The organism is Vibrio gigantis, assembly GCF_024347515.1.
Classification (GTDB): domain Bacteria; phylum Pseudomonadota; class Gammaproteobacteria; order Enterobacterales; family Vibrionaceae; genus Vibrio; species Vibrio gigantis.
Window position 1 is genome coordinate 1,857,083 of sequence record NZ_AP025493.1, and the last position, 26,458, is coordinate 1,883,540.

General features: G+C 42.0%; 23 protein-coding genes. 11 read left to right on the top strand and 12 right to left on the bottom strand.

The features are described from left to right. Nucleotides 1-8: 8 nt before the first annotated feature. Nucleotides 9-1,130: an FAD-dependent monooxygenase gene (locus OCV56_RS24265; protein WP_086712143.1), complete on the bottom strand. Its 1,122-nt coding sequence runs from the start codon at nucleotides 1,128-1,130 to the stop codon at nucleotides 9-11. A 132-nt stretch (nucleotides 1,131-1,262) separates the two neighbouring features. Further along, nucleotides 1,263-2,234, bottom strand: a complete 972-nt coding sequence (locus OCV56_RS24270) for a LysR family transcriptional regulator (protein ID WP_086712142.1) — start codon at nucleotides 2,232-2,234, stop codon at nucleotides 1,263-1,265. Between the two features lie 100 nt (nucleotides 2,235-2,334). On the opposite strand from OCV56_RS24270, the gene OCV56_RS24275 reads away from it, so the two are divergent. Beyond that, the gene (locus OCV56_RS24275; RefSeq protein WP_086712141.1) at nucleotides 2,335-3,687 is read left to right on the top strand and encodes an MATE family efflux transporter; all 1,353 of its coding nucleotides are present in this window, start codon (nucleotides 2,335-2,337) and stop codon (nucleotides 3,685-3,687) included. Nucleotides 3,688-4,106: 419 nt separating this feature from the next. On the opposite strand, the gene OCV56_RS24280 is transcribed toward OCV56_RS24275, so the two are convergent. Further along, a complete protein-coding gene (locus tag OCV56_RS24280) occupies nucleotides 4,107-4,544 on the bottom strand; it encodes a Spy/CpxP family protein refolding chaperone (protein ID WP_086712140.1) in 438 nt (145 codons plus the stop codon). A 212-nt stretch (nucleotides 4,545-4,756) separates the two neighbouring features. Here OCV56_RS24280 and OCV56_RS24285 point away from each other — a divergent pair, with 212 nt between their 5' ends. The 3 genes from OCV56_RS24285 (at nucleotide 4,757) to OCV56_RS24295 (ending at nucleotide 6,772) form a co-directional block, all read left to right on the top strand. Further along, complete coding sequence (locus OCV56_RS24285) at nucleotides 4,757-5,002, top strand: hypothetical protein (RefSeq protein WP_086712139.1); 246 nt, start codon at nucleotides 4,757-4,759, stop codon at nucleotides 5,000-5,002. Between the two features lie 335 nt (nucleotides 5,003-5,337). Beyond that, complete coding sequence (locus tag OCV56_RS24290; RefSeq protein ID WP_010430576.1) at nucleotides 5,338-6,342, top strand: response regulator; 1,005 nt, start codon at nucleotides 5,338-5,340, stop codon at nucleotides 6,340-6,342. Nucleotide 6,343: 1 nt separating this feature from the next. Beyond that, entirely contained in the window at nucleotides 6,344-6,772 is a 429-nt protein-coding gene (locus OCV56_RS24295) for a PAS domain-containing protein (protein ID WP_086712138.1), read from the top strand. A 101-nt stretch (nucleotides 6,773-6,873) separates the two neighbouring features. Here OCV56_RS24295 and OCV56_RS24300 read toward each other — a convergent pair whose 3' ends face one another. Beyond that, a complete protein-coding gene (locus OCV56_RS24300; RefSeq protein WP_158094614.1) occupies nucleotides 6,874-7,425 on the bottom strand; it encodes an outer membrane beta-barrel protein in 552 nt (183 codons plus the stop codon). 316 nt (nucleotides 7,426-7,741) lie between these two features. After that, nucleotides 7,742-8,050, bottom strand: a complete 309-nt coding sequence (locus OCV56_RS24305; protein ID WP_086712136.1) for a hypothetical protein — start codon at nucleotides 8,048-8,050, stop codon at nucleotides 7,742-7,744. A gap of 598 nt (nucleotides 8,051-8,648) precedes the next feature. On the opposite strand from OCV56_RS24305, the gene OCV56_RS24310 reads away from it, so the two are divergent. From OCV56_RS24310 to OCV56_RS24325, 4 genes are all read left to right on the top strand, one after another. Next, complete coding sequence (locus tag OCV56_RS24310; RefSeq protein ID WP_048659894.1) at nucleotides 8,649-9,692, top strand: GMP reductase; 1,044 nt, start codon at nucleotides 8,649-8,651, stop codon at nucleotides 9,690-9,692. A 150-nt stretch (nucleotides 9,693-9,842) separates the two neighbouring features. After that, the gene (locus OCV56_RS24315) at nucleotides 9,843-10,532 is read left to right on the top strand and encodes a TnsA endonuclease N-terminal domain-containing protein (RefSeq protein ID WP_086712135.1); all 690 of its coding nucleotides are present in this window, start codon (nucleotides 9,843-9,845) and stop codon (nucleotides 10,530-10,532) included. Beyond that, nucleotides 10,525-12,336 (top strand): integrase catalytic domain-containing protein, encoded by a 1,812-nt coding sequence (locus OCV56_RS24320; protein ID WP_086712134.1) that lies wholly within the window; start codon nucleotides 10,525-10,527, stop codon nucleotides 12,334-12,336. Before OCV56_RS24315 ends, OCV56_RS24320 begins: the two co-directional genes overlap by 8 nt. Nucleotides 12,337-12,347: 11 nt before the next feature. After that, nucleotides 12,348-13,340: a TniB family NTP-binding protein gene (locus OCV56_RS24325; protein WP_086712133.1), complete on the top strand. Its 993-nt coding sequence runs from the start codon at nucleotides 12,348-12,350 to the stop codon at nucleotides 13,338-13,340. Between the two features lie 70 nt (nucleotides 13,341-13,410). Here the strand turns inward: OCV56_RS24325 and OCV56_RS24330 are convergent, their stop codons facing one another. The 3 genes from OCV56_RS24330 to OCV56_RS24340 all read right to left on the bottom strand — a co-directional run bounded on the left by OCV56_RS24330 (nucleotide 13,411) and on the right by OCV56_RS24340 (nucleotide 15,746). Beyond that, entirely contained in the window at nucleotides 13,411-13,617 is a 207-nt protein-coding gene (locus OCV56_RS24330) for an antitoxin Xre/MbcA/ParS toxin-binding domain-containing protein (RefSeq protein WP_086712132.1), read from the bottom strand. Nucleotides 13,618-13,806: 189 nt separating this feature from the next. After that, nucleotides 13,807-15,156, bottom strand: coding sequence for a DEAD/DEAH box helicase (locus OCV56_RS24335; RefSeq protein WP_228761235.1), 1,350 nt, complete (start codon nucleotides 15,154-15,156; stop codon nucleotides 13,807-13,809). A gap of 32 nt (nucleotides 15,157-15,188) precedes the next feature. Next, nucleotides 15,189-15,746, bottom strand: coding sequence for a hypothetical protein (locus OCV56_RS24340; RefSeq protein WP_016795647.1), 558 nt, complete (start codon nucleotides 15,744-15,746; stop codon nucleotides 15,189-15,191). A gap of 92 nt (nucleotides 15,747-15,838) precedes the next feature. Between OCV56_RS24340 and OCV56_RS24345 the strand changes: the two genes are divergently transcribed. Continuing rightward, entirely contained in the window at nucleotides 15,839-16,045 is a 207-nt protein-coding gene (locus OCV56_RS24345; protein WP_086712130.1) for a helix-turn-helix domain-containing protein, read from the top strand. A gap of 393 nt (nucleotides 16,046-16,438) precedes the next feature. Here OCV56_RS24345 and cas6f read toward each other — a convergent pair whose 3' ends face one another. Genes cas6f through OCV56_RS24365 form a run of 4 tightly spaced genes read right to left on the bottom strand, consistent with a single transcriptional unit; the run spans nucleotide 16,439 to nucleotide 21,188 of the window. After that, nucleotides 16,439-17,038, bottom strand: a complete 600-nt coding sequence (cas6f, locus tag OCV56_RS24350) for a type I-F CRISPR-associated endoribonuclease Cas6/Csy4 (RefSeq protein WP_086712129.1) — start codon at nucleotides 17,036-17,038, stop codon at nucleotides 16,439-16,441. A gap of 2 nt (nucleotides 17,039-17,040) precedes the next feature. Further along, entirely contained in the window at nucleotides 17,041-18,096 is a 1,056-nt protein-coding gene (gene csy3 / locus OCV56_RS24355) for a type I-F CRISPR-associated protein Csy3 (RefSeq protein WP_086712128.1), read from the bottom strand. 5 nt (nucleotides 18,097-18,101) lie between these two features. Continuing rightward, nucleotides 18,102-20,003 carry a type I-F CRISPR-associated protein Csy2 gene (locus tag OCV56_RS24360; RefSeq protein ID WP_086712127.1) on the bottom strand — a complete coding sequence of 634 codons (1,902 nt, stop codon included), beginning with the start codon at nucleotides 20,001-20,003 and terminating at the stop codon, nucleotides 18,102-18,104. Further along, nucleotides 20,004-21,188, bottom strand: coding sequence for a TniQ family protein (locus OCV56_RS24365; RefSeq protein ID WP_086712126.1), 1,185 nt, complete (start codon nucleotides 21,186-21,188; stop codon nucleotides 20,004-20,006). 233 nt (nucleotides 21,189-21,421) lie between these two features. Between OCV56_RS24365 and OCV56_RS24370 the strand changes: the two genes are divergently transcribed. After that, the gene (locus OCV56_RS24370; protein ID WP_228761234.1) at nucleotides 21,422-22,861 is read left to right on the top strand and encodes a sigma-54 interaction domain-containing protein; all 1,440 of its coding nucleotides are present in this window, start codon (nucleotides 21,422-21,424) and stop codon (nucleotides 22,859-22,861) included. 76 nt (nucleotides 22,862-22,937) lie between these two features. Continuing rightward, nucleotides 22,938-26,375: a DEAD/DEAH box helicase family protein gene (locus OCV56_RS24375; RefSeq protein ID WP_086712124.1), complete on the top strand. Its 3,438-nt coding sequence runs from the start codon at nucleotides 22,938-22,940 to the stop codon at nucleotides 26,373-26,375. The last annotated feature ends 83 nt before the right edge of the window (nucleotides 26,376-26,458 follow it).

Sequence of the window (26,458 nt, forward strand, 5' to 3'; positions counted from 1 at the left end):
TCAAGCCATTAAAAAGGCGAGCGGCTATTCGCGATAGCAAACTGTTGGTAAAGCTCTGCCACTTCAACTGGGTTGAACTCATCTTTGTAAGTGAGCTCACTGAGTCTGTGTGTGATGTTTTGCAGCTCGTGTGAACGTTGCTGAGCTCGCTGTTGGTAGCGTTTGAAGGCTTGTTCTGTGCCCTCAAAGTTAGAAGCAATACTCTGTGCTAGCACATAAGCGTTCTCGATACCTAAGCTGAAACCGATGCCCATAGTTGGGAATACAGCACAACATGAATCTCCAAGTAAAACCGCATTATCACGATACCAAGTATCGAATGGCGCAACATCAGTAAGGGGAGAAGGTAAGATCTTCGATTCTGGCGTATCTCGGATCATATCCAGTAAGTAACTAGGGTAGTGAGAGAACTGCTCTAACACGGTTTGCTTAGAAAGCGTTTCACCTTCTTTAACAGCGCATGCTGCGAACCAGTACTTACCTTGGGTTTCTCGGTCGTAGGTATAGGTTACGATACGAGATTTATCACCTGCGAATACATAACACTCATCATCGCTGATCTCAGGTGTTTTGAAATCAATCTCGCCGCGGCAGCAGTAGACGTTCGGTTGTCTTAAAGACACTTCCGGCGCGACAAATTTTCGTACTTGAGAGAACACACCGTCGGCACCGACAATGATGTCTGCATCAAGAGGTTCGCCATTGATGAGTATCTGCGGTTGCTCGCTGTCTTGGTTTACTGTGCAGTGTTGGTTCGTTGCAATGCAGTCATCGCCTAATTCGTTTAATAACAGCTGGTATAAGCGGCTGCGATGAAACAAACCAATAGGCGCGTTGGCTTTGCTTGGCGAGTCACTCATATTGAGCGTGTTGATGGGAAACCCAGCCGCCGTTAAGGTCGAGATGGTATCGACTTGGTTACACGCGGCTTTTACTTTATCGACACCCACCAATGCCGCAAGGACTTGCATGCCCTCTGGCCACATGATGATGCCAGTACCGTCAGCGCGCGGCTGTTCTGCTTTCTCGTATATTCGAGCTTTAATGCCAAATTTATGCAGTGACAATGCAAGTGCTAAACCATTCAGTCCCGCACCGATAATCGCAACTTTTAGACGTTGTTGTTCCATCACTTTCTCCTAAGAATAGATGCCAGTATCGTTGTACTGGTTCATAGGGCGTAAGATAGGTCATTCGAATCGATAAATAAACGTTATAAATGATAAGGTTAATGCGATTTCTAAATCTTAGGCACAGATCCCTTAATGATCTTGGATAACACCAGACCAATGATTTTGATGGGAGAGTGCTTTCAACAATTCGATCTCTTTCGCTGTCTCTATTTTAAGCCAATCAATCAAACCACTGATCAATGGCGAGTGAGTGCGCTGGTGGATGAAATAGGTCCAAGCACTGTTCTGGATCTTGGCATTCTCTGGGCAATACAAGAAGCCGCGCTGGAGATCCTGCAAAACTAAAAGCAGATCCGTCACCGTGACGCCTTCACCCGATAAGCACGCACTGAGCGCCATATCCAAAGACAAGAAGCTGGTATTTCTGACGGGCTTCTTCGGAGGTGATTCGACATCGGCTAGCCATACCTTCCAATCATGGTGATCTAAGGTCGGGTGCAGCCGTGGCATGGTTAAGATCGAATCAAGGTCGGTATCTTTCTTAGTCAAACCAACAGCATTTGTTAAGCTCGTGGAGCAGACTGGCGCCATGAACTCTTCACGTAAGAAAGTGATGTCAGGTGCGTTGTCATAGCGTTTTTTGAATCGAGTGTGGAAGATCAACAAGTCGTATTCGCTGCTGTTGATCGCTTCATCTTCTTCAATCACAGGAACGATCACGATCTCGTAATCTGGGTAACGCTCGTTTAATTCACGAACCTTAGAGATCAACACGCGCGTAGCAAAACTCAAGGTTGCTTTGATCACTATGCGTTTCTGTTTCGGCTCACTCCAAGAGGCGATAACTGCTTCGATATTGCCGTAGCTTTCTCGCAAAGCGACATACAAATCATGACCTTGTACCGTTAATTCAATCGCTCGATGCTTACGAATGATCAAAGATGCGTTCAGCTCATCTTCAAGCTGTTTGATCTGACGGCTGATTGCACTCTGTGTCACGTTGAGCTCGTCGGCAGCCAGCGTAAAGCTCATCAGCCTTGCAGCCGCTTCGAAGGCTTTTAAGCCATTATGGGAGGATGGCAAGCTAGGATATGGGGTCATAATTCGTTCGCATGAGTTTTTGGAATGTTAGAGTCGCAAATTTATCAATTGAACGCCAGCCCCATCGATCGTATTTTGGGCGAAATTAACTGAGGCGCTCATGAAAAAAATACTCACTCTTGCATTCCCTTTGATCATTTCACAGCTGATATCCATGGCTTTAGTCCTTACTGATGTTTGGATGATGTCGCGAATCAGCGTGTCAGCCCTAGCGGCTGGTGGCTTAGGTGCCTCTATCTACTTCTTCATCTTTATTATTGCGAGCAGCACAGTCGGTTGTGTCGCAAACCTGATCGCTATTGCTTATGGTCAGCGCGTGGCACGCCCAGAGTTTGGTAATACACAAATCAGATTGGCGGTGAAAGGCGCAACCATGTTGGCATTCGTGCTCAGCGTGACCTTAATGGCGAGCTTCTGGTTTGCTCCGCTGGTGTTGGAAGCCGCGAAACAACCTCAAGAAGTGATCACCTTGGCTATGGAATATGTGCACGCCCTAAAATGGGTGATGTTGCCTTCGCTTATCTTATTGGTGCTGCGTGGCTTAACCAGTGCGTTTGGCAATGTGCGTTCTATTCTGGTGATGTCGATTATCACAGTGATTTTGAATGTGCCAGTGAGCTACTTCCTCACGTTCCAGTTAGATATGGGTTTAACAGGCTTAGGTTTGGGGACGGCTATTGCTGCATTTATCGTGATGGTTGGATACACGGTTTGGGTGTTCAAACGCGACGAGTTCAAACAGTTCGCACCTTGGCTAAATACCGAAGAGTACTCCATCAAGCTGATGAGTCCGTTGTTGTTGATGGGTCTACCTATCGGCTTAGCGGCTTTACTTGAACACGGCTTGATTTACGGTGGCACTTTGATGGCAGGGACGATCAGTATTGCCTCTTTAGCGCTACACCAAATCTTGTTGCAATGCTTAAGCTTTACTTGGAACTTCAATTTCGGTTTCTCGCAAGCTGCCGCAATTTTGGTTGGCCGTGATTATGGCGCAGGCAACTACGAAGGCATCAAGAGAACCTCGATTCAAAGCTTTATATTGGTGTCAGTCTTGAGTGTCGCCTTGTCTGCGGTGTTCATCCTATGGCCTGAAATGATCGCTTCTATCTTTAAGTTAGACGACAGTACTGGCGCTATGACATCGCTATTAGCTTCTGTTATCTGGGTAGTGGCGTTGTGCTTTATTGTTGATGCTTGGCAACTGTTGGCGATTAACCTGCTAAGAGGGATGAAGATTGTCTCTATGCCGACCGTGATGACAGCCATTGGTTACTGGATGTTTGGCCTGCCTGCTGCTTGGTACTTGATGCCGAAATTCGAGCTAGCAGGGATCTGGGGCGGGATCGGCGTTGGCTTAGGTGTGACAGGTATTCTGCTGCTTATTCATTTGATGGTCGTTCTTAACAAGAGCAGCAAGACACCAGACTTAGATTGTTCAGCTTACTCTTAAGCTTTACCGAAATACAAAAAAGCCACAGCAAAGTCTGTGGCTTTTGTTTATCTAGGGCGTGTTGATCTTTCGTGGTTAAATTTTGTTCGAGATAAAAGCGTTTTAATCGCGGCGAGGGAGAAGTGGCCTAGTCATTCTAAGCAAATTTCCCTCAACAAAGAGTAAAACGCTTTTAGCCGAACCCTCCGGGCAGCGTTTGCTGGTCATTTCTACTGCGTTATCGGCTTCTCATGTAGGCTAGCTACACATCAAAGTCTCTGCCTTGTATAAATACCCAGCAACTCGCTGCAAAAATCAGCTCGAAAGATCAACACGCCCTAATAGATTCTTGGGGGAGTGAATCAATATCAGGATTAGGGGGCGCTAGTTTCTACCAGATGACTTATTCCCAGACTATTCTCTACCAAATCTCTACCAAATTACTTTCCGCCAGAGAGCGCGGACTTCATCAGCGTCTTAAATTGCTCTTTTTGCTCTTCAGTTAATACGTTGTAGATGTTGTTCTTAAGACGCATTTCTTGCATCACCATCGACTTCTCAGTGGCTTGAACGGTGTCGATGACCTTTTCCATCTCAGCTTCATCAAACTCAGGCTGAGTCACTAAGGCGATCTGCTTTTTCTTAAGTTCTATCGCACTATCCATATCGATTTTTGTTCTATCAGATTGGTAGTCTTCAATGAGGGAGATGACTTCCGAATGTTGTTCTTTGCTTAAATTTAAAGAAGCAATAACCATTTGCAGTGGGCTCACTGCTGGCTGTGGCGGTTGTTGTGGTGATGAAGCACTCACAAACGGAGCGGTAACGAGTAAGGCTGAAGCAGTTAATACACAAAGCGACTTTTTCAGTGATTTCATTGAGTTTCTCCTGTTAGTGGAAACGTGAGTATAGGTGAGGAAGCTGAACTCGATATGAACATGTCGTTCAGTTTAATCCGCTGAGCTAATTGTGTTCATTTAGTTACGTTCATCTAAGCACGGAACGAGTTAGACCTTGGTCTTACAGAAACCGAGCTAAAAGGTGACTAGAATGACTTAAGTCGCTCATCGTTTTATCAAGGAATACGCAAATGGAAGTTGGATTGTTCTGGGCTGAAAAAGGAATGTTAGTGCTTGGCGCACTGTTTGTTTTTACGAGCATGATGCAGTACGGAAGACGTAGTAGCGACTGGAAAGGCGTGATTACGATGTTCTACAAGCGTATCCCAATGAACATAGCCGAATATAAATGGTACCGACTCGGTATCGCGTTATTGGTTTTTGCTGTGATTATCCGTTTCGCCTTGTTGATACTATGGCCGACCTATCAGTTCTAGCTTTTTTGTATTTGCTCTAATGTATAAGACATCTGGCATTAGTTCTCAGATATTGGCTATATCAAAGCGATAAGTGCATGAGTAAACCGAGCCTTAATAAACTCACTTATTAAGGCTGCTATTTAATAAAATAGTGTTAATGTTCAATAATATTGAGTTGTTATTGTCTTTGTAGCATATTGTTTTTCATAAGGAATAACGCGAGATAATAGCTTACCCACCTGTATCATCATTCTTACTAATAATCTGCACATAAATCCATTCACCCCGTACCTGATACCATAATGTTCTGTTACACTCGTTCGAATTAGCTTTAATTTTTCGGTGGTGCATTTATGTCGTTCCCAGTTCTTATATGTGATGATTCTGCGTTAGCAAGGAAGCAGATGGCTCGATCACTGCCTAGTTCTCTAAATGCAGATATAACTTTTGCTGTTCATGGGCTTAATGCACTTGAAGAGTTAGCTCAAAACCAGTTCAAACTGATGTTCCTCGACCTCACCATGCCAGAACTAGATGGCTATGGCACATTGGAAGAGATGCAACGTTTGGGTGATACCACGCCTGTTGTGGTGGTTTCTGGTGATATCCAACCAAAAGCGCAGCAGAAGGTCATGGACCTTGGTGCTAAAGCGTTTTTGCAAAAGCCGATCGATAAAGAAGCGTTAAAAGCCATTTTACGTGAGCATGTTGAGCCGCCAAAACAGCCTCAACTCATTACGCCTTCGCCTTTAGAACTCCCAATACTTCGCCGACGTGACATTTATATGGAAGTCGCTAACGTGGCGATAGGCCGTGCTGCTGATGCATTAGCGCGCCACTTTAATGTATTTGTTCATTTACCACTGCCGAACGTGAACATCTTCGAAGTGAGTGAATTGCACATGGCACTTCGCGACCTAGCAGACAACGACCAAGTGTCGGGTGTTTGCCAAGGCTTCAGCGGAGAAGGCATAGCAGGTGAAGCATTAGTATTACTGAGTGACTCAAGCGTGAGCGATCTTAAGAAGCTCATGAAGGTGCCAACCGAAAGCGAGCAGCTTGAAGAACTAGAACTGCTGATGGATGTATCGAATATCCTAGTCGGCTCATTCTTGAATGGGTTAGGGGAGCAATCTGAGGTTCGCTTCTTCCAGAGTTCACCTGTTCTATTAGGGCAACACATCTCGATTGATTCTGTGATTGAGAATACCAGTGGCTCGTTTAAGAAGACCATGACCTTCGAAGTCAGTTATAACATTGATGGAACGTCCATCCGTTGTGACCTTCTGTTTATGTTCGTTGACGAATCTCTGCCTCTTCTAGACAACAAGTTGGCCTACCTAATGGAGGAGTTTTAATATGCTGAATCTTCCTGCTGAATTTGAACAGTTCCACTGGATGGTGGACATGGTCCAAAACGTCGATATGGGGCTGGTGGTCATTAACCGTGACTTTCAGGTACAAGTTTGGAATGGCTTCATGACGCACCATAGCGGTAAGCAATCACATGATGCTATCGGTAAGTCTATCTTTGAACTGTTCCCTGAAATCCCTGAAGAGTGGTTTAGGCTTAAGACTAAGCCGGTTTACGATTTAGGTTGTCGCAGCTTCATTACATGGCAACAAAGGCCTTATCTGTTTAAGTGTCGTAACGTTAGGCCTGTAACCCAACAGGCTGACTTCATGTATCAGAACGTGACACTTAACCCGATGCGTTCGCCAACAGGCCAAGTTACCTCACTGTTCCTGTCTATTCAGGATGCAACGGCAGAAGCGTTGATATCGTAAAGTTATTGGCGCTAAGCTTATTTACAAAATAGCCAAAGTGAAGGCCTTGGCTATTTTGCATTTGTATCGGAGAGTAATTGACTAGTGGTTAGTAGATGCGCTTACTTAAAGTGGTAATTAAAGCCAATACTAAAAGTTGAAGCATTATAGTCATCTTGTAGCATTTGATAATTATAATTAGCATTCACAGAGAAATTTTTCCACGGTGTTCGCATGTCAGCACCAATAGAAGCATTTGGGTAGAGTCCTGATTCTTTTGTATCTACGTGAGAACCTATATTGTTATCCCATTGGCTCTCAGTAAAGGTGATATAACTTGCTCCGCCTTTGGCGTATAGGCTGAAGTTTTTCATAATAGGCTGCTGTACTTTTACAGCAGCACCGAGCCCTTGGTATTTAGAACCAAAGTCCTTAGTTTTAGGTCCATCGGTATAACTGTTAGCTTGGTTCCAGTTTACATCCAGTGCGATAAATGGGGTTACATAATAGTAGAAGCCAAATTTACTATGGATTGCTTGGGTAGTTGTGTTTCCGTTACTTATGGAAGAGCCACCTAATTCTGAATAAACGTCGTGAGCAGGTTTAGCAGCATTTGCATTAAAGCATAAAGTAGCTAAAGGGCTTAATAATAGTAGGCGAGATGGCAATAGCATGAGCTCTCCGAATGTGGCGTTAATAGTATGCCATATAGTAACATATTTAGTATGCCATCCCATATGTATTGTGAGAAATTTAAAAGCTCGAAGTAAACAATGAATAATTCCGGTGATGGGATACAGTAGAAGGAACATGGCTGTTAGGCGAAACTGACATATGAATATGATGTCAGCAAGATTAAAACCTGAGGCAAACGCCACCATAAAATGAAGTCGCTCCTTCACTACCAGGCAACCATTGATAGCTAACGCTTGCATCGAGTACTAATGGGGACTTTGTACTGAAAATGTAACACCTGTGTTCTCATAGGATTCAACAACTACTATCGCTGGTGGTTTTTACTGCATTATCTGCAACACTCCAGCGTGTCACTTCAGAATTAATGTAACTGGCGCGACCCACACCATAAACTTCCAAACCACCTAGCCCTCTTTGGATTTTAAGCCCTGCACCATAAGATTCATATTTTGATGAAACCCCATCATTAGTAGAAGAGATACTGCCGTTATTCGTGGCAGTATGACGATAGTTGACATCGACTGAGAGGAAGGGAGATAGGTAGTGGCTATAACCAAGTTGTGCGAAGTCCCCCGTTTTCTGAATCTGAACCGTCTGATACAACCGTCGCACCTAGGTTTGTATAAAAAGATCCTTTTGGGCTTTTGGCGGTAGTGAAGCTCCTAACAAAGCACAAGACAGAGTCATACAAAGCGGTAATTTATAAATGAGTGAATCGTGTTCCGGCTTTGTGACTAAAAACTGAACACTTCAGGCGAGAAAGAGAATTTCATTGAAAAATTATAGTTTTTTTTTGAGAAATAATGAGACTGAAAGTTGGGGAAATAGACAGACTTAGCTCGCGAAAATAGAAGGATAGTGACAAATAATGAGTGAATAGTTGTGTGAGGGTAACTTGAGCTAGGCAAAGGTTTGCGCAAACGTTTTGTTTTGAGCTGGTTAACTGTTTGTTTTAAAGGGAATAAACGTGATTTTATCGGAAGTGGGGGTTGTTTGGGTATGCAACTTAACCGAACTGTATCACAAAAAAACTTGAAATATCAGTCTTGCAGTTAATAAATCGCGACCTATAATACTGAAAACCGGAGCGTCTGCCAACGCTCCGGTTTTTTTGTGTCCGAAGAAAAGTAAACTCGTCTGCCAACGGTTTTACTACGCATTTCGCGAGAGACACATAATTTTATGAATCAAGGAAAACACCATGCGTATCGAACAAGAACTTAAGTTAGGTTTCAAAGATGTACTCTTCCGTCCGAAGCGTTCTACCCTTAAAAGCCGTTCTCAAGTTGAATTAACCCGCGATTTTACATTCAAGCATAGCGGTCGTCAATGGTCTGGTACTCCAGTAATTGCAGCTAACATGGATTCGGTAGCAAGCTTTGAAATGGCAGCTGCTCTAGCAGAGCACGGTGTTATGACTGCAGTACACAAGCACTACACGGTAGAGCAGTGGGCTGAGTTCGCTAAAACAGCAGACAAGAAAACACTGAACAACGTATTTGTTTCAACTGGTACCTCTGAAGCTGAGTTTGAGAAGACTAAGCAAATCATGGCACTTAGCGAAGACTTCGTATTTATCTGTATTGATATCGCTAACGGCTACTCAGAGCACCTAGTTGAGTACGTACAAAAAGTACGTGCAGAATTCCCGAACAAAGTTATCTCTGCTGGTAACGTTGTAACAGGTGACATGGTTGAAGAGCTTATCCTAGCGGGCGCAGACATCGTTAAGGTTGGTATCGGCCCTGGTTCGGTTTGTACTACTCGTGTTAAAACAGGTGTAGGTTACCCTCAACTTTCTGCAATCATCGAGTGTGGCGACGCGGCACACGGCCTTGGCGGCATGATCATCGGTGACGGTGGCTGTTCATGTGCGGGTGACGTATCTAAAGCGTTCGGCGGTGGTGCTGACTTCGTAATGCTAGGCGGCATGCTAGCAGGTCACTCTGAATCAGGCGGAGAAGTAGTAGAGCAAGACGGTAAGCAGTACATGAAGTTTTACGGCATGTCATCTCAGTCGGCTATGGACAAGCACTCTGGTGGTGTTGCTAAGTACCGCGCAGCTGAAGGTAAAACTGTTTTGCTTCCATTCCGTGGCTCAGTTCACAACACAATTTCTGACATCCTTGGTGGTGTACGTTCAACTTGTACATACGTAGGCGCAGCGAAGCTTAAAGAGCTAACTAAGCGTACTACTTTCATCCGTGTACAAGAGCAAGAAAACAACGTATTCGGTAAAGAGTAATCTGAACGAATTCGAATAGTTTATGTTGAAACATCCATAAATTGATATTTACAACCATATATTGATTTTTGGTACAGCCATAATTTGATATTGCCTCTTCATGGTCTAAACTTGTGTAAGTTTACGACAAAATCGTGAAGAGGCAATATTATGTCTGCTCTACCTTTCCTTTCTATAGCCACCCTGCTTGAACTTGAAACTGCGTTTGACACTCCTGCTAGAAACTTAACTAAATCACGTGGAAAAAACATACACCGTTACGTCAGTGCTAAGATGGGAAAAAGAGTCACGGTAGAATCTTTTTTAGAATGTGCCGCTTGTTATCATTTTGATTTCGAACCTAGTATCGTTCGCTTTTGTTCTCAACCGATAAGGTTTTCATACAGCCTAAATGGTAAGACCCATACTTATGTTCCAGACTTTCTAGTTCAATTTGATACTGGTGAATATAGGTTGTACGAGGTAAAGTCCGACAAGGAAAGTTCAAAAGAGGAATTTCATTGTGAATGGGAAGCAAAAGTTCAAGGTGCGTTTGAGATAGGGTTAGATCTAGAGCTGGTTGTAGAGGAAGAAATACTGGATGTGGTCATATTTAACAACCTTAAGCTTTTGCATAGATATGCCTCAAGAGATAACTTGAACGACTTCCATCAAATTCTCCTTACTACTTTGAAACGGAATGGTACGCAAACAGCAAAGAGTTTAGGGCATCACCTTGGCTTAAATGGAAGAAAAATATTACCATTCCTGTGTGATTTACTCTCTCGAAACCTCCTCCAGACGAGCTTAGAGACCCCACTATCACTTGAGTCTGAATTTGAATTGGGTTGTTATGCCTAAGAAATCATTTTCAAGTTTTCATAGGAAGTCAGCACTTCAGCAAGAAAAACTTGAGCAGAATGATAGAGTCGTTGATTCCAACGATGTCGATGAAGCAACATATCAAGATATATCCGCATTTCCTGAAAATATAGCCAATCAGATTACTTTTCGTCTAAGCATTCTTCGTTTTTTAGCTGGTAAGTGCGAAAAAATCACTCCCAAGACAATCGAACCATATCGCGTCGCACTGCAACAGTTACACGACAAAAATATTCCAAGTGCGATATCAATATACAGGTGGTGGTTAGTTTTCAGAGCCTCCGGTTATAACCCGGTTAGTTTAGCTCCTGACTTTAAAAGTAGAGGAAATAGGGGGGCTAAAGTTTCACCAATTGTTGATTCGATAATAGAACAAGCAGTTGAAAGAGTTATTTCTGGTCGAAAGATCAATATCAGCTCGGCACACAGGCGAGTTAAGCGTAAAGTTCGACAATATAACTTAACGCACGGTACAAAGTATCCATACCCTAAATACGAGTCTGTAAGAATACGGGTTAAAAAGAAGACTCCCTTCGAAGTATTAGCAGCAAAGAAAGGCGAACGAGTTGCTAAAAGAGAATTCCGCCGTATGGGAAAGAAGATAACAACCTCGGCCGTATTAGAGCGGGTGGAAATAGACCATACAATGGTTGATATATTTGCGGTACACCCAGTACATCGAGTTACTTTAGGAAGACCTTGGCTCACGCAGTTAGTAGATTGTTATAGTAAAGCCGTAATTGGTTTTTATTTAGGTTTTGAGCCACCCAGTTACGTATCGGTATCGTTAGCCCTAAAAAATGCAATACAACGCAAAGATGACTTATTGTCTTCATATGAATCAATTGAAAATGAATGGCTATGTTACGGTATCCCTGACTTGCTCGTAACTGATAATGGTAAAGAATTTTTGTCTAAAGCCTTTGATAAAGCATGTGAGTCACTGTTGATCAATGTTCATCAAAACAGAGTCGAAGTGCCTGACAATAAGCCTGATGTCGAACGTAAATACGGGACGATCAATACTTCTCTATTAGACGATTTACCAGGGAAAGCTTTTAGTCAATACCTTCAGAGAGAGGGTTATGATTCAGTGGGTGAAGCTACTCTTACACTAGATGAAATTCAAGAAATTTACTTAATTTGGTTAGTAGATATTTATCATAAAGACTCTAACCAGAGAGGCACTAATTGTCCGAATATCGCTTGGCGAAATGGGTGCCAAGAATGGGAGCCTGAAGAGTTTTCTGGTTCTAAAGATGAGTTGGACTTTAAATTCGCTATTGTTGATAGCAAACAACTAACCAAAGCAGGTGTAACCGTCTACAAAGGACTGACATACAGCAGTGAACGTTTAGCTGGGTACAGAGGTAAGAAAGGGAATCATAAAGTGCAGTTCAAATATAATACAGAGTGTATGGCGGTCATTTGGGTGTTAGATGAAGATGTGAACGAATACTTCACGGTTAATGCTATAGATTATGAATATGCTAGTGGAGTCTCTCTGTGGCAGCATAAATACAATATTAAGTATCTAGCAGAATTAAATTCAGCAGAATATGACGAAGATAAGGAAATCGATGCAGAGATCAAAATTGAAGAAATTGCTGATCGTTCAATTCTTGAAACAAAGAAAATTAGATCTCGGAGGCGTGGAGCTAGGCATCAGGAAAATAGCGCAAGAGCAAAGAGCATCAGCAATACTAAGCTAGTCCCACCCCAGAAAGACGAAGAAGAAATTGTAATTGTAGATAATGAAGATTGGGATATTGGTTATGTTTGAGAAATCATTAGATGAATGAAACTCGAGAAGCGCGCATCTCAAAAGCCAAAAGAGCATTTGTATCAACGCCGAGTGTTACGAAAATTTTGGGCTATATGGATAGATGTAGGGATTTGTCAGATTTTGAATCCGAGCCAACTTGTATGATGGTCTTTGGTGCATCGGGAGTAGGCAAGACGACGGTTATCAAAAAATATTTAAGTCAAAATAATCGTGATTCTAAAGTGCGAGGAGAGATAGTTCCTGTTCTGCATATCGAATTACCAGACAATGCGAAGCCTATTGATGCAGCAAGAGAGTTGTTGCTTGAAATGGGTGACCCATTAGCGCTTTATGATACTGATCTGGCGAGGTTGACGAAAAAACTGACTGACTTGATACCTTTGGTTGGCGTTAAGTTGATCATTATTGATGAATTTCAGCACTTAGTTGAAGAGAGGTCAAATCGCATTCTTACACAAGTAGGCAATTGGCTCAAAATGATACTCAATAGAACGAAGTGCCCAATTGTTCTTTTTGGTATGCCGTATTCTAAGGTTGTATTGAAAGCAAACTCACAACTGCATGGACGATTCTCAATTCAGTGTGAACTCCGCCCATTTAGCTATCAGGGTGGTGAAGGTGTATTCAAAAAATTTCTGGAAAATCTTGATAAATTATTACCTTTTGTCAAAGAGGCTGGGTTAGCAGAGAAAAACCTTCAGAAAAAACTATATGCTTTTTCTGAAGGTAATATGCGTTCGCTGAGAAACCTCATCTATCAAGCATCGGTTAATGCCATTGATAATCATCGGGCCACGATTATTTATGAAGATCTAGTTGTTGCTGCTGAGCTCACATGTAGTAACAAGACCTACACATGGAAAAACCCTTTTGAAAACGGAGTCAAGGTGACGGAGGAAATGTTGCGTCCTCCACCAAAGGATATTGGATGGGAGGATTATCTGAAAAACATTAATTCAAGATCAAAAAGTAAGCTTAATGGTGGGAACATGTTTGAGTAATGTAATGGTGTTCACAACACTACTTAAGGAGCGTTGTCCTTATTTTCTGGGCAAAACCTACTACAAAAGGTCACGAAAACACTCCGTGCTCTAAACGACCGATTAAACTAATTACGACTTGAGTGTCTTCAGTTGTTGAAAGCATGTCAATTGGCCGTTTGTTACTTAGTCCTCTAACTGGGTGTTTAAGCCAGTAATGAGTAGCTTCTTCACTTCCAAACAGCGCTAGTGCTTCCTGAAATACTCTATCAAAATTCTTTTTCGTTTCTTTATTCACCTTAAACTCCACCTAAATGGATGTAGTAAGTGTAATACATAATACTACGTTAAGAAAAGTAGGCCAAATAATGATTAGGCGAACTGATAAATAACAATGGTCTAAACAAGAAGTGGCCAAAAGTCAGATTGTGGAGGGTTGATTCGCTGAAAATTCGACGTGTCACTTATAAGATTTAACCACACTGGATCAAAGATATTGGAAAGCTTCAATTACTCGTTGTTTAAAGCTTGTCAGTGTTAGGTCCGCGATCTCGGCAGAGTTGCTTTCCGATTCTGTGCTACCACTCTGATCAATTCGTCCAGAGAAATTGATGGAGACACTATCGGTATTGTCTCCATTATCACTAAGGGGGAGATTTGAATTTGTAGCTATGTGTTCTAGTGCTTGGTTTGGTTTTTTCTGAGGCCTCCTCAAGTAACGACAGCTATCTGGAATATCTCGTTCAACTTCTTCTGCAAATTCGATAAGTTTTGGGGCGGCAAAAGTATATAGCCATGCTTCTTGGTTCGGGCATGAAGTCATACGGAGTATACGACCAAGGATTTGGCGAAAGTAGAGTTCGGTCTTTATGTTGCTCAAATGGCAACATACTTGGAGTCTCGGAATATCTGTGCCCTCACTGACCATACCAACACTCACAATCCACTCGGTGTAGTCGGTTCTAAATTGTTTAATTCTGACTTGGGAGTCATCATTTTTGTATGTGACTATCGTGGTTGTTTGATTGAATGTATTTTTGAGTAGTGAAGCTATTTCTATGGCGTGATTGACAGATGTAGCTACGATTAAGCCTCCGGCATATGGGGATTGACTTCGAATTTTCTTCAAGCGAGTAACGGCTGTTCCCAAAATATGAATCAAAGCAGGTTTGTTGTTGAGAATAGTAGAGTAGTTAATTTCACTCTCAGATATAAGCTCATTGAATGAGTTAAATGATTCAATATGATTATCTAACTTAATCGAGGATTTATCACAATCAATAAGCGTAATCGTTGGTTTACGGCAAACGCCGTCTTGGACAGCTTGCGCTAGTGTGTATTGATAATCACATACAATCGTCCCCTCAGGATCGCTGTATGACGAGAGTACAACGGGGGTCAAATTTGAACGCCAAGGTGTACCAGTTAAAGCGAGTGTATAAGTGGCTACTTTCTTAATCTTGCATAGAATCAGTTGGCCCCAGACATTGCTGTTCTCATTATTATCACCACCGCAGTGATGTATTTCATCAAAAACACAAAGTACACGATATTTTAAAAGCCTATTCCAGAACTTGTCATCTAGGTGTGTTATTGATTGGTAAGTGATAGATGTACCTAGAGAGCCAAACTTTCCATCCATTTCATCTTGTAGTGTTTCGGAGAAGTTACTTTGTATACTCGATGACACAGTCTTTGATGGAGAAAAGCAGATAACGAAATCGATCATAGAGCGTTCAAATAAGCCTTTAGCTAGATTGGCGGCCATAAATGTTTTGCCTGCACCTGGTGTGGCTTGTGCTAAAAAATGTTTGTTTCCTTGAATGTAGTGGGCCATTGCGTTTCCAATACACTCTGATTGCCAACGCCTCAACATTCTTTTTTACCACCAGTATTTTGATTAATTAGAGATATAGTGTTTGTCCACACATTCAATTGAGCCATTAGCTTTGCCGACTTGTTAGTTGCTTCTTGGTAACTCGGTTGTATGAATGGTTGTAAGGAATTGAAGCGTCGCATAAGGCTTTGGTATTCATCAATCTCAGCAAGAGTTACTGTGAGCTGCGCAGTTATGTCTTGTCGTTCAACCTCTAATTGGGCTTTTGCTATATTTAATTCGGATATTTTTAGTCCCTGTTCTTTTGCTATGACCTTTTTGCGTCTAGGAACAATGTTAAATTGCGTTGAATCAAAATTATCTGATTTTGAAAACGTTCTGTTTCGACCCTCCCCCGTTGCCTGTAATACACCTAACGAGAGAAGTCGCTCCAATGACCTCGCTACAAAAAGTCGAGCAACGCTACTGTTCTCATACTGGTCAGATTCTTTTTGAATCGAACTTCTAATCTCAATAATGCTGAACTGGTTTGAATTGCATCGATTAATTGCATCAAAGATATCTTGATTAATTTTTACTTTTGAACTCATTGTTGAATCTATTTGTGAATTTTTGCGGATTATAGTCCGTGGTAATAAATGCATCAAGAGGCGATAGTTTTTGTTTTTTAGAGTCGTTTTAAATGAAAGACTTAGCAAAGCGCTTTGGGGCCAAATTACGCGGGAAACGCAGGGATAAGAAGGTTTCTCAAGACCAACTAGCTTTGTTGGCTGATATCGATCGAAGTTATATTGGCAGGATTGAGCGTGGAGAAGTGAACATCACACTCGAAAAAGCGTATCAGTTGGCCGAAGTTCTTGAGTGTGATGTGAGAGATTTATTGCCTTAAGTTACATGTCTTAGAGTATCTACTTATTCAGCAGTGAATTGCTCTGGAACTCGAATGAATGTGGTTCGTTTGTTATCAACTACTTTGCAGTAGCCTTGAGGATTATAGTCCTCATTTTTTTCTAAAGCAAACCACTGAATAGTGGTTTGAGATTGGAAGCAACAGAATTGATATCGAAGGGGCTTCTACCTATTCGGCAGTTCACACAACATTGTGATGCTCATCGATATAGAGTCTATTATCAGCTACCTATTCGGCAGTTCACTGTTACTAATTAAAGAATAGTATAACTTTATCAATCAGTTAATAGATTTAGCGTCAAGTAACCCTATTTTTCTCACTGTGATCAATCTTCTATAATTCAATAGCTTAAAAGTGTTGATGGAAATAGGGTCAAATTAGGGGGACTGCTTGATACGAATTGTCTGTATTGGACAATCCGTAACTGCTGAACATCGAGTTACCTTCAAAGCTATGAGTAGCCTTCATTTGTATGTTCAACCGAAAGGTACTGTTTTTGCTTTGACTGCTTACTTCGAGCGAATGGTAATGAGGAAGAACGATTAGTTCTTTTTGTTTAAGTAGAGCGGGATTAAAAGCTTCCCCTCTAGCGATTGCACGTTTTTCAAGTCGCCTCAGCTTTCTTGCTTGACCTGCAGCAGAAGATTTGTCGATTGACTGATTCCGAGTAAACGCAGCATATTCGCAATTAGCGGGAATCTTCGTCGTTGCTGATATATCGAAATAGCTAAGCTGTCTCATTTGAATAAAGTAATGATGCTTAAGTAACAAATCGAGCTCAACTTTACTCGTGCTGATAAACGTTAGCTTTTTGCCGACAGTATCTTCACACCAATCAGGAAAAGAAACGCCAATACTTCTCGTATCATACTTGTAATTGAACCCGTGAAGAGTGCTCAAACACTTTGCTGCGAGTACCTCATTGTCACAGCGCTCTGGAAAGAAAGTCACTGTCTTATAGAACCAGTTCATAGTTAATCACCCTTATGCTGAAACATTCCACCTTTGATTAGATTAGCAACTAAGTAGTGCAAGTCATTAGTAACTTCTTGGCTCAGTTTCCCTGGTGCAGATAAGCGTTCAATATATTGCTCCGCATTTTGAAGAATGGTAAACAAATCTTTCTCTGTTGATGGATGACGATAACAAGTCACATCGCCTTTGTGAACGCCAAATCGACTGACTCGCAATGGTTCAAGGGCGTTCGGGTACCAATCATCAATTGTTGCAATGGCAGCACCTACTTTGTAAATACCAATGATTGGAGAGCGTGTGTTTTCGATTTGAGTATTCTGGAATGTTCGAGCCTTGTTGCCTGCTTTGTTTGTGCTCTTATTTTCATTTTCAGTAAATGCTTGGCTTGGGTAAATCTCACTATTTGTTGGGAGTACCAGATTAGCTTTAACTTCAAATATTGCTAGTCCATCCGATTGGCTGAATGCATCAATAACTAACTGACGGATTGCACTCCACTGTTGGTGAGCTTTAAATGCTGATTCTTCTCTGTACTCTGTACGTATATTTTTAAATGAAACAGGTTTTTCAGACCAAGGCCAAGGTGATAGTTCTACGTCAAGGCGGTACGCCCTCTTGGTATTTTTCCAAAGCCAAGACCCGTTACAGACGTTTATGAGATATCTTGATACTAGCTCTTCCCAGCCGATGCGTTTTTCATAGAGTTCGATTAGCTTAATGATTGTATCTTTGACCTCTTTTGAGTTGCACTTGTATGGCTTGCGCAATTCCGATGAGAAAGATATTGAGAAAAAGCATTCAATGTGGCTAGAACCGAAAGGGACACTACAAAAGTCACCAGCGTGTGGATTACCATGTGCTAGTTTTCCTGCAGTCGCAGTTTCTTTTATATTTCCTAGGGAGTCATAGGCTAATGAGGCCGTTTCCATTTGGCCAAGCGCAATGCGAGATGTATATCTTAGAGGTTCTTTCGTACCATCAGGCCAAACAACGAAAAAGCAAATGTCGGAGGGGTTGATGGAGCGCTCATAAGCTAAGTTGGTTGGTAGTTCCATGATAGTTATGCCTCTGTTTGTAATGCGATATGGTTTTGATGGTACTTATAACGCCATAAAATTTTATTAGGGTCTGTCGTTTCCCCAAAAATGATAGGGTTTATGAGCCCAATAATAGGCTCGGAAAATGCGTGCTTATAGCCTCGTAATGCGTCCTTTTTCTCTACTGGTCGCTCTAGCAGATGAAATCCAACGCAAGAGGGGGTTAACCACCGCTTCTCCCTAACGCTTTCTATCAAGTCATCAAAGCTATTCAGATGGCCCTTATAGAGCGAGAGCCATTTTCCCGTTTGTATTGGCATATATTTAACGGCGGAAGTTAAGCTGTCGAATGGCTGAATGCTATGAAAGTCTGCAATAGAAATCTTGGTTGCCCCTCGGGCAAGCCGTTTTGGTAGGGCTTTAATAATAGAGTCATTGGGTATGTTTGGCTTATGCGAGAATTTTAGGATAAAGCTAAATGTGAAATTACACTGCCAGTCATCATGTGTTGATGGGGGAGATATTGTGCTATTAGCCTTCTTAACAAACTCTTTGGTTAAACCACGTTTGTCTAAATGGAGCTGATGTATGCAGATAGCAAACGACTCAATATTCGTTGCTGCGTGTAACTCTCTCAACTTGCGCTCAAATGCATGCACATATCCATAGAATGCTGTTAGCGAAGGAATACCGATTGTTATAGAAGAGCTCAAAGCTGTTGCTCCAGAGACAGTGATATTGGGTAAGAGCAAAAATGAACCAGAGTTTGAGCTAGGCTCATCGACAGGAGATTGGGTCAATGGGCAATTTAACTCTTGTTTTAGGAGGCTGTGAAACAACCTAGTGAGTTTGGGAATATACGCAAAACGCTTCGTTGTTCTCATCTGAGAAAGATCATAATTTAAGTATTCAGTCAGTGTGTTGGCATCTATTTCAGAGTTTTGATGTGACAGCCATGCCCGAATCATTTTTCGAATATTGTCGGTTGCTGATTTTCGATATGCTTGTTTTTGATTTTCGGTGATTAGACGCTTATTCAAGTGCGTATAATCTTTTAACGATTGAATGCTTTCTTTTGTTAACCAGCGCTCATTGTTACTGAGGTTACAGTGAGGCGTTTTTGAGAAATTAGGAACAGACCTGAACATTCTTAAGGCCCCACCACATGTCATAGGCAATACTCCCATGTTAGTACTGCGGCTGTAACGGGTTAACGCTGTATAGCGATACTCATTTTCTAGCGCTTGATAACAGTGACTTTGCATCGATTGAGAAGCCACTGGCGAGAGTGAAATATAAGAACTGTCGTTATCAGGCAAAGATAGTTGAGTTAAGTAATTTGGAGCGAGACTGACGTTAATCGTTGTTTGAGAAATCGGAGCCAATTTTTTAGCGATAGCCTTACGTGTTTTCTGGTAGCAGCCAAGCGTATTGAGTTTTTGCCACAACGGGTGTTCTACATCTTTAAGTAAATCCCCAAGGCATGAAATCACACAATTCCAACTAAATTCATTGGTTAATAAGGCGCTTTTGTTAACATCACTCGAATCATGGCTGTACGCCCAGTGGTGTGGTTTTAATTTAGAAGATGAGAGTAAAAATTCAGGTAACTGCCCCAAAGGAGTCGCGCGAATAACACCTTCAGAGCGTATGTCTGGAAACTTTAGGTTGTGGCTTTGTCTATACTCAACCGTTTTTAGACAGCGAGCCCACCATTTTTCATCTCGAAGTTTTTGCTTGCATTTGACTCGGTCTAGCAGGTCTTTCTGATCATCTGTCTTATCGGTTAAATTGACTAATATCGTCAGTGCATCAAGTTCTTTGCCATCAATCGCAATATGCGGTGTGAGTGGACGAAATGCTCGCTTTAATTCCTTGTTCAAATCATCTGGCCTTGATTGTAGTAACTCTTTCAAACTTTCCATTTACCACCTCGATACATAGAACGAGCGGTTAAATTCATCAGTTTGAAATTCGGCTAACCAAAGGCAGAAGATGTCGCCGAAATAAAATAAGTAGTCGTTAACCGCCAGAGGCATGTTTGGCTTAGTTTTACGATTTGGCTTTAAGATGCGCTGTTCTACCATTGAAGTTACCTCATCCATACTGCAATTGAGGAATACAGCAGCCTCTAAAGCGTTCATGCGTAGGTTAGCGATCAGACCGTTGCTATTCCATAAATGTGTTTCTATATGCCGTAGAAGCTCTCCTAAGACGATATTGTGCTGCAGGTTGCGCTCTGGTAATCGAATGGAACTAAAAAATATCCGCCCCATAAGATCTTTTACCCGCAATTCTTTTCTTCCAACAATTGCGTGATCTACGTTGAATTCGATTTCGCTATCAATCATAGAATGAAACGAGCTAGGCCAATTCGAGAAAAATTGGGTGAATAATAGATGGTCGAACTTATTGTCATTAAGATGGAGCCACCAATGAACCAACCCCCAACGGTAGCTTTTGGGGACGTCAGGTAGATTTTTAGACTCATTGCCGGCGAGCCAATTTGCAACAGTGAATATTACCTCATGACTCACCTCTGAACTCTTTATGGCTATAGGTTCTTTGCAATTACTGCAATTTCCTTTCAACCCCGACTCTCGGTAGTCAAATTCAGACCCACAACTACAGGCAGTAATTAAAGGTGTATTATGAATGTGGCAGTGATCGTAACCCTCAAAATGCCAAAGGTAGGAGGCGTAGCCATTTTGTTGTAAACACAATGAGCAGCAGGGGATGGATTTAGTTCGAAGTAAACTACGAGGAAAAACTTCAGAACCTCGTATCACAGCACTGGTGGATGGAGAGTATTTTAAATTTGTTCTGTTAATTGCTAACCCAAGCAGCTCGGGCGGTTCATTAAACGTCAATTGAGCGAGCTTCAGGAGTGAAGCTATTCGGGCACTGGAACTGCTTTTGGCTGACGCAGGATTCATCTTGCCGATGTTAGTAGGGAAGGTCTGGAACCCTGAGCAGTCGATATCTTGAAGGTAACGTTTCGTGGCCATAAGAAAACGGTTCACATCTTCATAGCCATTTTTATTTGCAACTCGGATAAAGAAGCTCTCCAAGCTTTCGTTACTGTGTGGTTTGGGTCTTTGTAAAAGCATTAAGCTCCTCCTAATCCAAATATAGGAGTTACCAACATGATTAACCGAGTTTTACTTCAGATTGAGACGCTATCGACAAGTTTCCATTTTGTGTAATCTGGATCTGCATTTCACTTAATTGAATATCAACTAAGAGACTATTGCTGTAAAGTATTTATCAATAAGTAAAGATAATTACGGAAGATAGAATGGCAACCTTGCTTAGTTGGCTTGGAAGAACAGACCTTGATCAGATGAAGCTAGATAAAACAGCTTCAATTGCGACTATTGCGTTAAAAGCGCCAGCATTTGATGATGTCGTGATTCTGGCTAGTACATGGGAAGATGAATGGCATGATTACAAAGAGTGGCTTGAAAAAAAACTGGCTTGTGCCGGGCGTTCCAATACTTCAGTAAAGATTCAACGTATCAGGTTGTCATCTCCAATTGATTACACTGCAATTACCAAAGTCATGCACAAGCAACTGGCTTATGTCTCTGATCAGGCTGATGGTATTTTTCTAAACCTGACCTCTGGTACGCCTGCAATGACAGTCGTTTCTGTTTTACTTGGAAAGAGTATTGCGAAATGTCGGTTAGTTCAAACTACCCCTCAAGGTCAGTTAATCGAAGTTGATGTACCTGTAGACTTTTCTGCTGAGTATCAAAAATCTTCGTCAACAGCTATTGCTCAACTTGCTTCAAAAACACCTTCTCTCAATAGTGCTTTTGATACGATTACAGCCAAATCTACTGTCATGCAGAACGTCATTAAGAAAGCACAACGATTGGCTTATGCCGATCTACCAGCTTTGCTACTCGGAGAAAGTGGTACCGGTAAAGAAGTGATGGCAAAAGGTATTCATAAAGCCAGTCCTCGTGCTGATAAGCCATTTAAAGCTGTTAACTGTGGTGCTTTACCTGAAAATTTGGTTGATTCGATTTTGTTTGGTCATGTAAAAGGTGCGTTTACAGGGGCACACCAAGATCATGCAGGGTTGTTTGAGCAAGCAAATGGTGGAACATTATTTCTTGATGAAGTTGGTGAGCTCCCTTTAGCCGTTCAAGTGAAATTACTTAGGGCATTGCAGCAGCAGGAAATTACAAAGGTGGGAGACGTTGCCACGAAAAGCGTTGATGTGAGGATTATCGCTGCGACACACCGTGACCTTTTTAAAATGGTTTCTGACGAGTCTTTTCGTGAAGACCTTTTCTATCGGCTAGCCGTTGGAGTGATTGAGTTGCCTTCGTTAAGGGCGCGTTCAGAAGAGATCCCTTTCCTGATCGAAGAGTTGATGATCGAGATAAACCAGCAGATGAAGACTCATCCCTTATTTGAGAGTAAGAATATTTCCAAGTCTGCAATAGAATTTGCAGAAGCATACAGCTGGCCGGGTAATATTCGTGAGCTATGGAACACATTAAACCGAGCCGTATTATGGTCGGAAGGTAAAGAGATCACTAAACAAGATTTGGACGTTGCGATAATAAGTCGTGACCTGACTACGGCGAACAATGGTGAATTTAGGGTTCCTGGTGACCTTCAGCAACATATTGATAATATAAAGAAAAGTGCAATTGAGTCTGCGATGGATTATGCTGCTGGAAATAAATCTAAAGCTGCAAAATCGTTAGGTTTAAAGAATCATCAAACGCTGAATAACTGGCTGAAAACGCTCAATTTAGAATCATAAAAACAAGCAAGTTTGAAATTGGCGTAAACGTTGCAAAGTATCACTCATCTTAGGAGACAGAAAGGTGAAGAAGTCTATGAATTTTGAACATTTAAGAGAACAGTGGCCCGAGTTAGCTGAGCTTGGTGCTTTTGCTGAAACGTACGCCGTTGTTGATCCGCAAAGTGCTCTCGTTAAGCTACGTTGTTATGTTGAAAAAATTGTTGGTTACCTATACCAAGAACTTCACCTACCTGTTGCTCCCAATGCTTCAATGCACGACAAACTTGTCAGTGGCGCTTTTACCTCGGTTGTTGATAAAACCATTGCTGATAAATTTCACGCTGTTCGCAAGGGGGGCAACAAAGCTGCTCATGAAGGGAAAGTCTCTCAACATGATTCGATTTGGTTGTTGAAAGAGTCTTACTTTATTGGTTGCTGGCTCTATATGGCCTATGGCGACGGTGATATAGAAGGTTGCCCTAAATTTACTGTTCCAGACAATGCACCAACGGGTGAAGAGTCTAAAGCTGAGTTCAAGAGAAAGAACAAACTGTTACAGCAGAAGCTTAACCAAAATGACGATCTTCTTAAGAAAGCGCTAAAAGAATTAGAAGAAGTAAAGCAAGCGCAGTTAGAAGCTCAGAAACAAGCCGCTCAGCTGAAGCAGCAAACTGACCAAGTTAAAGCCGATAAAATTCGCACTAATACTTTGTCGCTAAAAAGCAGTTTTGATTTCAATGAAGCGGAAACTCGTAAGCGCCTCATTGATGCTGAATTACGCAGTGAAGGTTGGGATGTTGCTCTTGATAATGAAAGCACGGAACAGGTGTCAAAAGAGTATGAAGTGGATGGGCAGCCTACTGCGACAGGTAAAGGTTTTTGCGACTATGTTATGTGGGATGACAATGGAAAGCCACTGGCTGTCATTGAAGCTAAACGAACTCGAAAAGATGCCAATGCAGGTCGTGAGCAAGCAAAGTTATATGCAGATGCTCTCGAAGCAAGTACCGGCCAGCGCCCAGTCATTTTCTACACTAACGGTTACGAAATCTATATTTGGGATGATGCTCAGGGTTACGCACCTAGACTGATTTTTGGCTATTACTCAAAAGACAGCCTTCAATATCTGATTCTTCAACGAGAGTTAAAGAAAGATCTAAACAGCACACCCATTGATACCAAAGTTGCGGGCCGTTTATATCAAATGGAAAGCATCAGCCGTATTTGCGAGCGCTTTTCAGACAAGCATCGAAAGGCACTTATTGTTCAGGCAACCGGGACGGGTAAAACGCGAGTCTCTATTGCTTTAGCGAAGCGCTTGTTAGATGCAGGTTGGGCGAAACGTATTCTGTTCTTATGTGACCGAAAAGAGCTACGTAAACAGGCTGGTAATGCGTTTAATGAGCACACTAAAGAGCCGCTTTTCATCAAAGGTAAAAGTAAGAAAGAACTAGCTTCAAAGGCGCGTATTGTTATCGCGACCTATCCGGGTATGATCCAAAATTATGAAGAGTATGATGTTGGCCACTTTGACCTGATCGTTGCTGATGAATCGCATCGTTCGATTTACAACAAGTACGGCGAGCTATTCAAATATTTCGATGCATTACAAGTGGGTTTAACCGCGACGCCTGTTGAGATGATTTCGCGCTCAACCAGTCAGTTGTTTGGCTGTGATTACAAAATGCCGACGGCGAACTACCCACTTGAGCAAGCGATTGAAGAGAAAAACTTAGTTCCATTTAAAGTCGTTACTCACACAACTCAATTCTTACGTGACGGCATTAAGGCAAGCGAACTGACGGATGAGCAGATTGCAGAACTAGAAGATCAAGGTATTGATCCAAACACTCTGGATTTCGATGCGAAGCAGGTTGATAAAGCCATATTCAATAAAGATACCAACCGAGCAATCATCCGCAACCTAATGGAAAAGGGTTTAAAAGATGTGGATGACCAACTTCCTGGTAAATCGATTATCTTTGCAAGAAACATAGCTCACGCCGAACTGCTAGCTGAGTTGTTTAGTGAAATGTACCCAGATATGGGGGGTAATTTTTGCCGAGTTATCCACTCAAAATATGAGAGAGCAGAAGAGCTTATCGACAACTTCAAAAGTACTGAAGGTAACGATGATGAAGTTACCATTGCAGTCTCAGTTGATATGTTAGACACCGGTATAGATGTACCTGAATGTGTTAACTTGGTCTTTGCTAAACCTATAAAATCAAAAGTGAAATTTTGGCAAATGGTAGGGCGTGGTACACGTTTATGTGAAAACTTGTACGGACCTGGAGCAGATAAAAAGCACTTCCTCATCTTCGACCACTGGGGCAACTTTGAGCATTTCAAAATGAACCCAGATGAGGATGAAGGAACGCAAAGTAAATCTTTGGCGCAAAAAGTATTTGAAGCCAAATTAGTGCTTGCCGTCGAAGCGCTTAAAAAAGCAGAGATGGAAATCTTTGCCGACGTTATACCGCAGATTAAGGCAGACATTGACTCTCTAAACGATAAAACCATCGGTGTACGCGAGAAATGGAAACTAAAAGCACAGCTCAGTGAAGAAAAACGGTTAATGCAGATGGCGCCAGATACTAAAGCGTTACTCTTTGATGAAATGGCACCTCTGATGCAGTGGAAGAAGACTACTGGTGAAAGTGAAGCGTTGCGTTTAGACCTGCAATTCTTACAATTGCAACTCACCAAACTGCAGCAGCCAAGTAAAGTTGAGTTAGAGGCACCGCCGATCTTAGACAAAGTCATCAGTCTGTCAATGCATCTCAATGAAGTGCGTAGTAAAGCGGCAACGATCAAGCAGATTCAACAACCCAACTATTTGAGTGATGCCGATTATTTTGCGGTAGAAGCGTGTCGTCATAATTTGCGCACGGTTATCCATTTACGCGATAAAGGCGCAGCGCCTCCTGCTCCGAAAACGCCCATTATTGACTTGCAAGAAGATTCAGGGCTGTATGAAACGCAAGAGATTAAAACCGACATCATCACTGTGGATTACGAGATCTACCGTCAAGAAGTTGAAAAAACACTGACACCATTGTTTGAATCTAACACTGTGCTGCAGAAAATACGTGGCGGGCAAGCGGTGACAGAAGCTGATTTATCAACACTGAATGCATTAGTGCATACACAAAACCCAAATGTGGATTTACATACACTCAAAGAGTTTTTCCCTGAATCAACCGCCGAATTAGACCAAATTTTACGAACGATTGTAGGGATGGATGAACAACAAATTGAGCATGAATTTACCGCATTCGTTCAACAAGTTCATACTCACTTGAACGCAAGACAGCAGCGTTTTATCGGTATGCTCAAGAATCACTTATGTCGTTATGGCAGCGTTGATATTGAAGCTCTCTATGACGCACCATTTAATCAAATTGACGATGCGGGATTAGACGGAGTGTTCCCGAACCCAGCGCAGGCAGATGTAGTTGAACAATTTGTGCGTCGCTTTAGCGTGCATTTGGGTAATAAACACTCAAGCGTCGAGAAAGCAGTGAATTAACCCTTTGGCTAAAACAGTAAGCTGATTACACTACACCCATTAAAACCAGCGGCTATTACCTTGAATTAGGGCCTTGAATTAAG